This is a genomic window from Streptomyces sp. NPDC004065 (genome assembly GCF_044903565.1).
In the GTDB taxonomy this organism is placed as follows: domain Bacteria; phylum Actinomycetota; class Actinomycetes; order Streptomycetales; family Streptomycetaceae; genus Streptomyces.
In genome coordinates this window covers 124,736-137,642 of sequence record NZ_JBJDQT010000007.1, presented here as the reverse complement: position 1 = coordinate 137,642, position 12,907 = coordinate 124,736, and the positions used below count along the sequence as shown (strand labels likewise).

Annotated in this window: 11 protein-coding genes and 1 pseudogene; 4 read left to right on the top strand and 8 right to left on the bottom strand. The window is 75.0% G+C overall.

What is annotated here, in order from left to right:
- Window positions 1–40 precede the first annotated feature (40 nt).
- Both ACI2LW_RS11265 and ACI2LW_RS11260 read right to left on the bottom strand, forming a co-directional pair.
- Window positions 41–2,608 (bottom strand): ABC transporter permease, encoded by a 2,568-nt coding sequence (locus ACI2LW_RS11265; protein ID WP_404730929.1) that lies wholly within the window; start codon window positions 2,606–2,608, stop codon window positions 41–43.
- A gap of 310 nt (window positions 2,609–2,918) precedes the next feature.
- Window positions 2,919–3,675, bottom strand: a pseudogene (locus ACI2LW_RS11260) (ABC transporter ATP-binding protein); the annotation flags it as partial.
- 272 nt (window positions 3,676–3,947) lie between these two features.
- Here ACI2LW_RS11260 and ACI2LW_RS11255 point away from each other — a divergent pair.
- Together ACI2LW_RS11255 and ACI2LW_RS11250 are read left to right on the top strand one after the other, a co-directional pair.
- Window positions 3,948–4,199: an antitoxin gene (locus ACI2LW_RS11255; RefSeq protein WP_404730928.1), complete on the top strand. Its 252-nt coding sequence runs from the start codon at window positions 3,948–3,950 to the stop codon at window positions 4,197–4,199.
- Between the two features lie 4 nt (window positions 4,200–4,203).
- Window positions 4,204–4,578: a fic family toxin-antitoxin system, toxin component gene (locus ACI2LW_RS11250; RefSeq protein ID WP_404730927.1), complete on the top strand. Its 375-nt coding sequence runs from the start codon at window positions 4,204–4,206 to the stop codon at window positions 4,576–4,578.
- Between the two features lie 8 nt (window positions 4,579–4,586).
- Here ACI2LW_RS11250 and ACI2LW_RS11245 read toward each other — a convergent pair whose 3' ends face one another.
- The 4 genes from ACI2LW_RS11245 to bioB all read right to left on the bottom strand — a co-directional run bounded on the left by ACI2LW_RS11245 (window position 4,587) and on the right by bioB (window position 8,888).
- Window positions 4,587–5,273: a class I SAM-dependent methyltransferase gene (locus tag ACI2LW_RS11245; protein WP_404730926.1), complete on the bottom strand. Its 687-nt coding sequence runs from the start codon at window positions 5,271–5,273 to the stop codon at window positions 4,587–4,589.
- Window positions 5,274–5,490: 217 nt separating this feature from the next.
- The gene (gene bioD, locus ACI2LW_RS11240; protein ID WP_404730925.1) at window positions 5,491–6,222 is read right to left on the bottom strand and encodes a dethiobiotin synthase; all 732 of its coding nucleotides are present in this window, start codon (window positions 6,220–6,222) and stop codon (window positions 5,491–5,493) included.
- 1 nt (window position 6,223) lies between these two features.
- Window positions 6,224–7,606 (bottom strand): adenosylmethionine--8-amino-7-oxononanoate transaminase, encoded by a 1,383-nt coding sequence (locus tag ACI2LW_RS11235; protein ID WP_404730924.1) that lies wholly within the window; start codon window positions 7,604–7,606, stop codon window positions 6,224–6,226.
- Complete coding sequence (bioB, locus tag ACI2LW_RS11230; protein ID WP_404730923.1) at window positions 7,599–8,888, bottom strand: biotin synthase BioB; 1,290 nt, start codon at window positions 8,886–8,888, stop codon at window positions 7,599–7,601. Before bioB ends, ACI2LW_RS11235 begins: the two co-directional genes overlap by 8 nt.
- Window positions 8,889–9,035: 147 nt before the next feature.
- Between bioB and ACI2LW_RS11225 the strand changes: the two genes are divergently transcribed.
- Complete coding sequence (locus ACI2LW_RS11225) at window positions 9,036–10,163, top strand: 8-amino-7-oxononanoate synthase (protein ID WP_404730922.1); 1,128 nt, start codon at window positions 9,036–9,038, stop codon at window positions 10,161–10,163.
- 37 nt (window positions 10,164–10,200) lie between these two features.
- Here the strand turns inward: ACI2LW_RS11225 and ACI2LW_RS11220 are convergent, their stop codons facing one another.
- Together ACI2LW_RS11220 and ACI2LW_RS11215 are read right to left on the bottom strand one after the other, a co-directional pair.
- Entirely contained in the window at window positions 10,201–10,431 is a 231-nt protein-coding gene (locus ACI2LW_RS11220; protein ID WP_404730921.1) for a DUF397 domain-containing protein, read from the bottom strand.
- Between the two features lie 9 nt (window positions 10,432–10,440).
- Window positions 10,441–11,310 (bottom strand): helix-turn-helix domain-containing protein, encoded by an 870-nt coding sequence (locus tag ACI2LW_RS11215; RefSeq protein ID WP_404730920.1) that lies wholly within the window; start codon window positions 11,308–11,310, stop codon window positions 10,441–10,443.
- Window positions 11,311–11,523: 213 nt separating this feature from the next.
- Here ACI2LW_RS11215 and ACI2LW_RS11210 point away from each other — a divergent pair, with 213 nt between their 5' ends.
- Entirely contained in the window at window positions 11,524–11,982 is a 459-nt protein-coding gene (locus ACI2LW_RS11210; RefSeq protein WP_404730919.1) for an ATP-binding protein, read from the top strand.
- The last annotated feature ends 925 nt before the right edge of the window (window positions 11,983–12,907 follow it).

Sequence of the window (12,907 nt, the reverse complement as noted above, 5' to 3'; positions counted from 1 at the left end):
GTCCGCGCCCACGGACCGCCACCGGCCGCCGGCGCTTCCCTCACTCGTGGGCGATGGCCGCCAGCACGTTCATACGGGACGCCCGCAGGGCCGGCAGCAGCGCCGCCACCACGCCGACCACCGCCGCGCCGACCACGACCGCGACGATGGTGGTCCACGGGATGGCCAGCGCCGTCATGCCCTGGAGGGCCAGCAGCCGCTGGACGCACAGCCCCCACACCAGCCCCAGCCCGAGGCCCAGGACCGCGCCGAAGACGGCGATGACCACCGACTCCAGCCGGATCATCCGCCGCAGCTGCCGCCGGGCGAGTCCGATGGCCCGCAGCAGCCCGATCTCCCGGGTGCGCTCCACCACCGACAGGGCGAGCGTGTTGACCACGCCGAGCACCGCGATGACGATCGCGAGCCCGAGCAGCGCGTACACCAGGTAGAGCAGCACCGCGATCTGGTCGTGGACCAGCTTCTTGTAGTCCGCCTGGTCCCGCACCTGCACGTTGGGGTACGGGGCGAGGGCCTTCTCCAGTCCCGAGCGCAGCCGGTCCTTCCCGGTGCCGGGGGCCGCGTTCACGAACAGCCCGGCGTCCTGGGTGCCCGGCACGTACCTGTCGAGCGTGCGCAGGCCGAAGAAGATGCCGCCCTGCACCCCGAACCCCTCGGCGGCCTCCTGGTCGGTGAGCGCGCCGACCGTGAGCGCGGCCCGCCGGCCGCCCTGGAACTCGACGGGGAGCACGCTGCCCACCCGCACGCCGTGACGTCTCGCGAAGTCGACGTCCATGGCGAGATGACCCACGGCCAGGGCCGAGGCCGTGCCCCCGGCCGCGTACTTGAGGTGGGCCACCGCGTCCAGCTCGCCGTCGTAGCCCGAGGCGGCCGTCTGGACGCGCTTGCCGTCGGGCAGCCGCACCGCGATCGCGGCGAGCCGCTGCCGCACCACGAGACCGGCGCCCGGCGTCGCGCGCACCGCGTCGGTGACCTCCGACGTGAACGGCAGGAAGTTGCGGTTCTGCACCACGTAGTCGGCGCCCAGCGTCTTGTCGATCTGCCGGTCGAAGGAACGGGTCATGGAGGCGCTGGCCACCGACATCCCGCCGACCAGGGCGAGCCCCACCATCAGGGCCGCCGCGGTGGCTCCCGTCCGGCGCGGGTTGCGCAGGGCGTTGCGCTGGCTCATCCGGCCGACGGAGCCGAACAGGGCCGGGAAGGCGGCCCCCAGCACCCGGATCAGCGGGCGCACCAGCAGCGGCCCGGCGACCACGGTCGCGACGAGGGTGAGGACGACGCCGAGGCCCAGCAGGGAGGCGGCGGTCGCCGTGCGGGTCGCCACGGCGCAGCCGGCCAGCGCCGCCGCACCCGCCGCCCCGAGGACCGTGCCCACCACGGCGCGCACTCGCAGCGGCCGGCCAATACCCCCGACCTCGGCGTCCGCCAGCGCCGCCATGGGGGAGACGCCCGCGGCGCGGCGGGCCGGCAGATAGGCGGCCACGAAGGTGACCCCGAGGCCGACGACGTAGGCCGCGACGGGCGTGCCCCAGCCGATGACCATCTCCGTCGCCCTCAGGTTCATGCCGAAGGCGCCCAGGAGCCGGAGCAGCCCCGCCGCGAGGCCGATGCCGGCCGCCAGGCCCAGGGTCGAGCCCACCAGCCCGAGCAGTACGGCCTCGGCCAGCACCGACCGCCGCACCTGGCGCCGGTCGGCGCCCAGGGCGCGCAGCAGCCCCAGCTCCCGGGTGCGCTGGGCGACCAGCATGGAGAAGGTGTTGACGATCAGGAAGATCCCGACCAGCACCGAGATCCCGGCGAAGCCCAGCATCACGTACTTGATGATCTTGAGGAATCCGCCGAGGTCGGCGGCGGCCGACTTGGCCTGCTCCCCGGCCGTCTTCACCTGGTAGGTCCCGGTCCCGACCGCCGCGGCGACGCGGCGCTTGAGCTCGGTGTCGCGCACGCCCTCGCGCGCGTCCGCCGAGATGGCGGTGGCACGGTCGGTGGAGCCGAGCAGCCGGGTCTGCGCGGTGGCGGTGTCCAGGTAGAGCCGGGCCGCACCGGGGTTGGTGGTGGTGAAGGTGGCGATGCCGACGACCCGCACCCGGAAGGTCCCGGGCGGCGCCTGCACGGTCAGCACGTCGCCGATCCGCACGTGCTTGTGCCGGGCCGTGTCGGCGTCCAGCACCGTCTCGCCGTCGCCGCGCGGGACGTGACCGGAGGTCAGCCGCACCGGACTGCGTGCGGTGTCCTGCCAGTTGCGGGCGATGGTGGGGGCGCCGTTGGTCGGGCCGACGGCCTCGTTCCTGCTGTTGACGGCCACCACGTTCTCGACGACCGTGTCGACGTGGGCGGCCGCCACGCCGTCGACGCCGGCCACGCGGCGGACGAGCGAGGCGGGCACGGTCTGCACGGCGCCGGTGCGCACGGGGGACCTGAGGTCCTGCTTGGCCGACACCGTGACGTCGGCGGCGGTGGAGGCGAACAGCCGGTCGAACGTGCGGGTGACGGTGTCGGAGAAGATCAGGCTGCCCGCGACGAACGCCACGGACAGCACGACGGCGAGGGCGGACAGCAGCAGCCGCCCCTTGTGGGCGAGGAAGCTGCGCAGTGTCGCCTTGAGCACGCCGGTCAGGCCTCCTCGGCGGCGGTGCCGTCCGCTGGGCGCAGCAGGGACCCCGTCTCGGTGAACCGGTCGTCGGGCGTGCGGGAGGCCGGGGGCCGGGTGCCGGAAGCCGGTCCGGGCAGGTCGGCGGCGGGGCCGTCGGGGGCGTGCGCACCGGAGCCGGAGGCGGCGGTCCCGGTGGTGGAGGCGCCCGCCGCGGTGGTGGAGGCGGCCGCCCCGGCGGTGGATGCGGGCACCCCGTTGGTCGAGGCGGGCACCCCGTTGGTGGGGGCGGCCGTCCGTACGACGGCGGCCGGGGCGGCGCTGCCGGCGAAGAGGCGCATGCGCTCCAGCACCGCCTCGGCCGTCGGCTGCTCCATCTCGTCGACGATCCGCCCGTCGGCGAGGTAGAGCACGAGGTCGGAGTGGGCGGCGGCGCCCGGGTCGTGCGTCACCATGACGACCGTCTGCCCCAGGGAGTCGACGGCGTCGCGCAGGAAGCCCAGCACCTCCAGGCCCGCGCGCGAGTCCAGGTTGCCGGTCGGCTCGTCCGCGAAGATCAGCTCGGGCCGGGAGGCCAGCGCCCGGGCGCAGGCGACACGCTGCTGCTGACCGCCCGACAGCTGGGCCGGCCGGTGCTTGAGCCGGTCCCTCAGCCCCAGGGTGTCGATCACCCGGTCCAGCCACTCCTCGTCGGGCTTACGGCCCGCGATGTCCATGGGCAGGGTGATGTTCTCCAGCGCGTTGAGCGTGGGGATGAGGTTGAAGGACTGGAACATGAAGCCGATGCGGTCCCGGCGCAGCCGGGTCAGCTCGCGGTCCTTCAGCCCCGTGATCTCGGTGTCGCCGATCCACACCCGCCCGGCCGACACGGTGTCGAGCCCGGCCAGGCAGTGCATCAGCGTGGACTTCCCGGAGCCGGAGGGTCCCATGACCGTGGTGAACCGGCCGCGCGCGATGTCGACGTCCACCGAGTCCAGCGCCAGCACGGTGGTCTCGCCCGACCCGTAGGCCTTGGTCAGTCCGCGCGCACGGGCCGCGATGCCGTCGGCCGGCGCCTGGCCCGGCGCCGCTGCGGGGGTGGTCACGGCAGCCTCCTCGATGGTCCTGCGACCTCGTACGTCCTGGCTCATGAGTCCTTTGTCCCCGGCCGAGCCTAGTGTGACCGGGCGCACAGCCGGTATCCCCCGTTGGGCCGAGTCGGCTCTCCACCCGTGGGCCGGGACGGGGAAGTGCGTGTAGGGGACATCATCCACCCGCAGCCCCCTGGCCCCACCGGCCGTCAGGGGCCCCACCGCCCGTCGCGGCCGGGCGGGGACGGCGCTTGCCCCGGCTAGCGCTCCGGCGCTAGCGTCATGGCATGGCGAAGACCCAGCTGAACGTGAGAGTGGACGAGGGCACCGCCCGCGCCGCCCGCGAGCGCGCCCTGGCCCGCGGCATGAGCGTCAACCGCTACATCGAGGAACTGGTCCGCCAGGACGCCGGAGAGATCGGCCACACCTTCGTGGAGGCCGCCGCGGACTTCATGAAGAGCTACGAGGCCGTCTTCGCCGAGGAGTTCGGCGCCGAACGCGAGGGCCGCCGCGGGCCCCGGAGCGAAGGCCGTCACTGATCCCTTGAACGACCTGACGATCGACCTCGCCTGGCTGCTCATGCTCGCCGAACGGATGACGCCCGGGGACCCCCAGGTCACCGACTGGGGCGCCCTGGTCGCGGCGGTGGCGCGGCACCGCGCCGAGATCTTCGACGTGCCCGTCTACGACACCCCGCACGCGCGGGCCGCCGCACTGCTGCAACTGCTGGTCCACGTCCCGGCGCTGGAGCGCTCCAACGCCCTGTTCGCCTCCGCCGTCGCCTACGCCTATCTGGTCGCCAGCGGCCTGAAGGTCGACACCTCGCCCGAACAGGTGCGGGACCTGGCCAGGCTGGTCAAGAGCGGCGAGGCGTCGGTGGGCGACATCGCCGGGGAACTGCGCCGGTGGAGCCTGTGACGGGCTGATCAGCCCGTGGCGACCGGCCGCCACGCGGTGCCCAGCGAGCAGTACGAGGCGGGCAGCACGGGGCCCTTGTCCGGCAGGAGCACCCGCCGGTAGGGCCCGAGCTCGAACCCGGCGTCCCGCAGCGCGGCGACCGGATCGCGCGCCAGGTGGCAGCCCCCGCTCACCAGCGGCCACACCGTACGGTCCAGGGCGCGCTGGGTCACCCGCATGGCCCGGCCGCCGCCCCTGCCGTGCTCGAAGAACCGCACCTCGCCGCCCGGCCGCAGGACGCGCCGCACCTCGCCGAGCGCCCGCGGCAGGTCGCGCACGCTGCACAGCACCAGGGCCAGCACCACCGCGTCGAAGCCCTCGCTCTTGACCGGCAGCGCCTCCGCGCACCCCGGCACCACGTCCACCGGGACGTCGGCACGCAGGGCCGCCTCCACGGCCCGCTGCCGCAGCAGCCGCTCGGGCTCGATCGCCACGACCTCCGCGACGGTGCCGGGGTAGTGCGCGAAGTTCAGTCCGTTGCCCGCGCCGATCTCGATCACCCGTCCGCTCAGGCCGGTCAGCAGCCGCCGCCGCACCCGCGCCATGCCCAGCCGGGTCTCGGCGGCGACACTGGCCCGTACGTAGTACCGGGCGAACAGGGGGTGGTGGACGGCGTCCGGCCCCACTCTGCCGGAGCCGGTGGACGGTGTCGGCATGGCGGCCTCCCGAGTCGGACGGGTCTATCCGGAGTGTCCCCAGCCGGCCCCCACCGCACGCCCGCCCCGCGGCCCTTCGTCTCCTCGCCCCCGCCGGCACCGGCCCTCGACGGTGGCCCCCGCCTGTCGACCGTCTCTCGACGGGGACGGGACCCGCGCACCCTCCCGCCGTCGCCCGGACGGGCCCGGCCGCACCCCCGCGCCGGCCCCCGCCCGGCTAAGCGACCAAAGGCGCCGGGGCCTCGCGGGCCGTGAAGGCCGCCGCGTCCCACGTGCCGTCCAGACGCGGCGCCAGCCAGCCCGGGGCCGCCGTGCGGAAGACGGCGGGGGCGAGGGCGGCGGCACCGGCCGGCAGGGCGCCCAGCAGAGGGGCGCCCGCCACGTCCGGGAGGTCGGCCACGTTGCAGCGGGAGGCCAGGTCGGCCCGCTCCGGCCAGCTCCCGATCACCACACCGAGCAGCTCCAGCTCGCGGGCGCGCAGTTCACGGGCCGTCAGCTCGGTCGTGTTGAGGGTGCCCAGGCCGGCGGAGGCCACGACCAGCACCGGGGCCCGCAGCAGCCGCGCCGCGTCCGCGAGCGTCCCGCCCGCCTCGTCGAACCGTACGAGCAGCCCGCCCGCGCCCTCCACCAGCACCAGGTCGTGCTCCGTGGCCAGCTTGGCGGCGGCCTCGGCCACGTCCTGCGGGCGCACCGGCTCCCGGCCGGCCCGCCGCGCCGCCGTACCGGGCGCCAGCGGCTCCGGGAAGCGGGCGAGTTCACCCGCGGTCACCGCGCCGGCCAGGCGTGCGACCTCGTCCGCGTCCCCGCGCTCGCCGGGCGCAACGCCGGTCTGCGCGGCCTTCAGCACGGCCACCGACCGGCCGGCCGCCAGGGCCGCCGCGGCCACGGCGGCCGTCGTGACCGTCTTGCCGACCTCCGTCCCCGTGCCCGTGATCACCAGTACCGGCATCTCATCCCTCCCGCGCCGCCGCGCACACCGCGCGCGCGATCCGTGCCACGTCCGCGTCACCGGTGACGTAGGGCGGCATCGTGTACACCAGGTCCCGGAACGGGCGTAGCCACACGCCCTCGCGCACGGCGGCCCGGGTAGCCGCCGCGATGTCCACCTCGTGGTCCAGCTGCACCACCCCGATGGCGCCGAGGACCCGCACGTCCTTCACCCCGTCCAGGCCGGCCGCCGGGGCGAGGCCGTCCCGCAGCCCCGCCTCGATCCGCCGCACCTCGGTCTGCCAGTCCTGGCCGAGGAGCAGTTCGATCGAGGCGCAGGCCACGGCCGCCGCCAGCGGGTTGCCCATGAACGTCGGACCGTGTGCCAGCACCGGCACCTCGCCGCGCGAGATCCCGTCCGCCACCCGGGCGGTGCACAGCGTCGCCGCCATCGTCATGTAGCCGCCGGTCAGCGCCTTGCCCACGCACATCACATCGGGCGACACGCCGGCGTGCCCGGCCGCGAACAGCTCGCCGGTGCGGCCGAACCCGGTGGCGATCTCGTCGAACACGAGCAGGACGTCGTGCGCGTCGCACGCCTCGCGCAGCACGTCGAGGTAGGCGGGGGAGTGGAAGCGCATGCCGCCCGCGCCCTGCACCACGGGTTCCACGATCACGGCGGCCAGCTCGCCCGCGTGCCGGCCGATCAGCTCGCGCAGATGGGCGGCGTACGCCTCCGTGTACTCGGCGGGCGGGGCGTCCGCGAAGACCTGGCGCGGCAGCACGCCGGTCCACAGCTCGTGCATCCCGCCCTCGGGGTCGCAGACCGACATGGGCTGCCAGGTGTCGCCGTGGTAGCCGCCCCGCCAGGTCAGCAGCCGCCGCTTCTGCGGGCGGCCCAGCGAACGCCAGTACTGCAGGCACATCTTGACGGCGACCTCGACGGACACCGAGCCGGAGTCGGCGAGGAAGACGTGCTCGAGACCGTCGGGCGACATGTCGACAAGGAGCTTCGCCAGGCGGACCGCGGGCTCGTGGGTGAGCCCGCCGAACATCACATGGCTCATCCGCGCCAGCTGCCCCTGGACCGCCTCGTTGAGCACCGGGTGGTTGTAGCCGTGGATCGCCGCCCACCAGGACGACATGCCGTCGACCAGTTCCCCCGAGCCGTCCGCGAGCCTGAGCCGCACCCCGCTCGCCGACTCCACGACGAGTGGCTCACGGCGGCCGGGCATCGGCCCGTACGGGTGCCACACGTGCCTGCGGTCCAGTTCCAGCAGTTCGGCCAGGCCCGCGCCCGGCCGGCCGTCCGGCCCGGTCGTGCCGGGTCCGTGGGCCGGTCCGGGCGTGCCGGGTCCGGGCGCGACGGGTTCGGGCGCGACGGGCGGGTGGGACGGCTCAGGCATTGGGCGCGAGGTCCGTTCCGGCGCCGCGGCGGCGGACGGCCACCAGGTCCGTGCGCGGCTCGCCCGCGGCCGGCACCGCGGCCGGGGCGGACATCGAACCGCACACCCCGCCGCCCTCGTGCGACCCGCACCCGGCGCCCTCGCCGCCCTCGTGCGCCCCGCAGCCGGAGCCTTCCGCACCGGCGTGCGACCCGCACCCGGCGCCTTCGGCGGCCCCGTGCGCCCCGCGGCCCGCGCCCTCGGCGTCCCCCTGCGAGCCGCAGCCGCCCCCGGCCGCCGCGCGGTGCCCGGGCAGGGTCACCTGGTCGGCGCCCTCCACCTCGAAGCCCGCGTCGGCGATCATCTCCAGGTCGGCCCGGCCGGCCTGGCCCTCGCTGGTCAGGTAGTCGCCCAGGAAGATGGAGTTGGCCAGGTGCAGCGCCAGCGGCTGCATCGTGCGCAGGTGCACCTCGCGGCCGCCCGCGATCCGCACCTCGACGTCGGGGCAGACGAACCGGACCATCGCGAGGATCCGCAGACAGCGCTGCGGGGTCAGGTTCCACTCCTTGGCGAGCGGGGTTCCCTCGAACGGGATCAGGAAGTTCACCGGAACGGAGTCCGGGTCCAGCTCGCGCAGCGCGAAGACCACGTCGACCAGGTCCTCGTCGCTCTCACCCATGCCGGCGATCAGGCCGGAGCAGGCGGACAGCCCGGCCGCGTGCGCCCTGCGCACCGTGTCCACCCGGTCGGCGTAGGTGTGGGTGGTGGTGATGTCGCCGTAGGTCGCCTCGGAGGTGTTCAGGTTGTGGTTGTAGGCGTCCGCCCCGGCCTCCCGCAGCCGCTCGGCCTGGCCGTCGGAGAGCAGCCCGAGGCAGGCGCACACCTCGACGCCCTCGTTCTGCTCCTTGATGGCCCTGATGGTCCGCGAGACCCGGTCCACGTCGCGGTCCGTCGGACCGCGTCCGCTGGCCACCAGGCAGACCCGCTTGGCGCCACCGGACAGCCCGGCCGCCGCCGCCTTCGAGGCGTCCTCGGGCTTGAGCCAGCTGTACTTGAGGATGCCGGCCTCGGAGCCCAGCCGCTGCGAGCAGTAGGAGCAGTCCTCCGGGCACAGGCCGGACTTGAGGTTGACGAGATAGTTCAGTTTCACCCGGCGCCCGAACCAGTGGCGGCGCACCTTCCCGGCCGCGGCCACCACGTCGAGCAGGTCGTCGTCCGAAGTGGCCAGCACGGCCAGAGCTTCCTCGCGGGTCGGCAGCTCGCGCCGAAGCCCCTTGTCCACCAGCGTGTTCAGCAGGTCCATGAGAGCCGATCCTGTCCTACCGGGCGGCCCCGGGCCAAGGAGAGTTCGCACAACACGGGCGCATCGACGTGTGGGTATTGCCACACCATGGGGTGCGGGGCGGCCCGCTAGTGTCTGTGCACTGCCTACAAATGCCCCGGAGGACCCATGGCGTTCGGCTGGATCGACGAACAGGCGGACGCGCGCCGCCGGGCCGGACTCGTACGGACACTGCGCCCCCGCCCGGCCGACTCGCCGCTGCTCGACCTCGCGAGCAACGACTACCTCGGACTGGCCCGCCACCCCGAGGTGGCCGAGGGGGCCGCGGCCGCGGCGCGCACCTGGGGCGGCGGCGCCACCGGCTCCCGGCTGGTCACCGGCACCACCGAACTGCACGGCGAACTGGAGCGCGAGCTGGCCGGGTTCTGCGGCTTCGAGGCCGCACTGGTCTTCTCCTCCGGCTACGCGGCCAACCTCGCCGCCGTGACCGCCCTCGCGCCGCACGGCACGCTGATCGTCTCCGACGCGGGCAACCACGCCTCGCTCATCGACGGCTGCCGGCTGGCCCGCGGCGGCACACAGGTCGTCGCGCACGCCGATCCCCGGGCCGCCGGCAAGGCGCTGGGCACGCACGACGGACCGGCCGTCCTGGTCTCCGACACGGTCTTCTCGGTCGACGGCGACGCGGCGCCGCTGGCCGCCTTCGCGGCCGTGTGCCGGGAGCACGGCGCGGGGCTGGTCGTGGACGACGCCCACGGGCTGGGCGTGCTCGGCGAGGGCGGGCGGGGCGCGGCGTACGCGGCCGGGCTCGCGGGCGACGACGACGTGGTGGTCACGGCCACGCTGTCGAAGTCGCTCGGCAGCCAGGGCGGCGTGGTCCTCGGTCCCGCGCGCGTGATCGAGCACCTGGTCAACGCGGCCCGTACGTTCATCTTCGACACGGGGCTCGCCCCGGCGGCCGCGGGCGCCGCGCTGGCCGCCCTGAGACTGCTGCGCCGCGAGCCGCGGCGGGCGGCGCGGGCGCGTGCGGTGGCGGCGGAGCTGCACGCCCGGCTGACCGACGCGGGTCTGGAGGCGGTACGCCCGGACGCGGCGGTGGTCTCGGTGCGGGCGGCCTCCCCGCAGGGGGCCGTGCGCTGGGCGGCCGAGTGCCGTGCGGCGGGCCTGGCCGTGGGCTGCTTCCGTCCTCCTTCCGTGCCCGACGGCATCTCACGGCTCAGGCTGACCGCCCGTGCGGACCTCTCCGGTGAGCAGATCGAGCGTGCGGTGCGGGTCATCGGCGAGACGCGACCATGAGTCGGCGTGACACGGCCGTGCGTCGCCGGACCGGCTCCTACAGGCCGCTCACGGCGGCCGTGAAGTCCGCCCAGCTCCGGGGGGAGAGGAGCAGCGCGGGCCCGGCCGGGTCCTTGGAGTCGCGCACGGCGAGCAGTCCGGCGAACGGCCCGGCGGCCGGCCGGGCCGTCTCGACGCAGTTGTTGGCTCCCGTGCTGTAGCTGCTGCGCAGCCATCGGACACCGTGGAGATCGGTACTGGAAGGTACGTTCCGCGGCAGAGCGGACATGGTGCCTCCTTAACGCGGTGACGCGCCGTCACCCGTTCCGGCGATGAATTCCAGCGAGTCCTCGGGGGAAAGGGCGTGGCGCCGAAGGGTGTCGAAGGCCTCGGAGTAGGCCTCCAGGTCTTCTTTCCGTTCCAGGTAGAGGCTACTCGTCAAGTGGTCGAGAACCACCACGTCCAGATCAGAAGTGTTCGAAAATGAGAAGATAACGAAAGGGCAGGTGAGGCCGATATGCGCTCCGGCGGCGAACGGCAGCACCTGGAGCCGGACTTGGGGCAGTCGCGCCGCCTCGACCAGCCGTTCCAGCTGCCGTGCCATGATCTGCGGGCCGCCGACCTCACGGCGCAGTACCGCCTCGTCCAGCACGGCGTCCAGCCTGAGCGGCGGATCGGCCCGCAGGACGTGCTGGCGGGCGAGCCGTACCTCGACCAGCGCGTCCAGGCGGTCGTCGTCCAGCCCTTCCACGGCGGCCCGGGTCACCGCACGCGCGTACTCGGCCGTCTGCAGCAGCCCGGGCACGACCGAGGTCTCCACCGTGCGCATTCCGCTCGCCTGGGACTCCAGGCTGATGAAGTCGCGGTAGGTCGGCGGCAGCACCCCGCGGTAGGCGTGCCACCAGTGGTGGCGTCCGGCGCCGCCGTCGGAGCCGGCCAGCACCAGCAGCAGCTCGCGCAGCTGGGCGTCGCGCACCGCGTACGCGTCCAGCAGTAACCGCACATCGGCCGGTTTCACGCCGCTCGCGCCGGTCTCGATCCGGCTGACCTTCGACTGGTGCCAGCCCACCAGCCGGGCCGCCTGGCCGCTGGTGAGACCCGCGCCCGCGCGCAGCGCGCGCAGTTCGGCGCCCAGTTTGCGGCGGCGGACCGCGGGACCGTGCTGCATGGGCTACTCCCTACTCCTTATGGGCCGCCCAAATACGGTCTGCCGTCGCAGAGTTCACCGCTTCGAGCGACAGATATATGCATATCTTGGCGGATCGCCACCCGGGACCGCCGCCATGGTGGCAGTCTGACGGCGAAGCACCAGACCGGGACCGTACTCGAACCATCCGCTCCGTGCCGGACTGCGGTCCCGTGGGAAAGGGACGACGTCGCCATGGCAGACCATCTGGAAGCATCCGTCACTCTGCCGAGCGATCCCGCCTCGGTCTCCGCGGCCAGGGCCTACGCGCTGGACACCCTCGCGGAATGGGGCCTGCCGTCGGACACGGACGCGGCCGAGACGGTCCGCCTCATCGTCTCCGAGCTCGCCACGAACGCCGTGCAGCACACGTTCGGGCAGTCCCCCACGTTCACGGTGGAGCTCGTCCTCGAACGTGACGAGCAGCTGCGCATCGGGGTCACCGACAGCCACCCGAGGTTCCCGAAACGGCTGCCGGCCGCCGTCCAGCAGGACAACGGCCGCGGCATGGTGATCATCCGGTGGCTCACCGCGGAGTGCGGCGGCAGTCTGACGGTGCGGCCGACCCGCGAGGGCGGCAAGACGGTCTGCATCGCCCTGCCCTGGGCCGTACCGGCCCGCCCGGTCACCACAGCGGGGCAGCAGGAGCCGTAGGGCGGCTCTGGGGGCCACGACGGCGCGCCTCGGAGCACGGCGCGGGGCTGCGGCGGCCCGGACCGCCGTCCGCGGCCCTCCGCCCGCCCGACGCGGCAGCGCGACGACCCGGGCGCCGCGTGCGGGTGCCCCGTGCGGGCACGCCGGGCGCCACGCGCGGGGTACCGCCGGGTGGGCACCCGTACGGCCCTTGACGGCGCCGCGTGCGACGCCGGCCGGCGTGGGCTCGGGGCCGGCGCGGGCTCGCTGCCACCGCCGTGGAGGTGCCGGCGCGGGCACCGGCCCCGGTGGGACGGAGGGCGGTGGGAGGCTTGGCGGCCGCGGGCGGCTCGCCCCTCGCCCGCTCGCTCCCCGGCTGCCGATCCCACGGGCCGTCCCCGCGGGCGGCCGACGACCGAGCCGCCGTGGCGCCCGACGGGCGCACCATGCGTGCCAGTCCGGGCCCGCCGCGTCGCCGTGCGGCGGACGACGCGCAGTGCCGCGCACGCCGCTGGGCGCCGCGCACACCGCGCGCGGCGCCATGGTGCCGCGCGTTGACCAGGGGATCGCCCGTGCCGCTCGCCGGGTGCCGCCGTGCACCGCGTCGGCGTGCGGGCGCCGCTCGCGCGGGGTGCGCTGCTGGTGCCGTAGGCACCATGCGTGCGGTGCCGCGATTGCCGCCGCGCGCCGCCGTCCGCGTCCGAGGACCGGGCGCCGCTCGCGCGGGGTGCGGCCGGTGCCGTATGCGCCACGTGTGCCGTGCCCCTGTCGCCGTGCGGCGGACGACGCGCAGTGCCGTGCACGCCGCCGGGTGCCACGCACACCGCGCGCGGCGCCACGGTGCCGCGCAGTGACCAGGGGATCGCCCGTGCCGCTCGCCGGGTGCCGCCGTGCACCGCGTCGGCGTGCGGGCGCCGCTCGCGCGGGGTGCGCTGCTGGTGCCGTA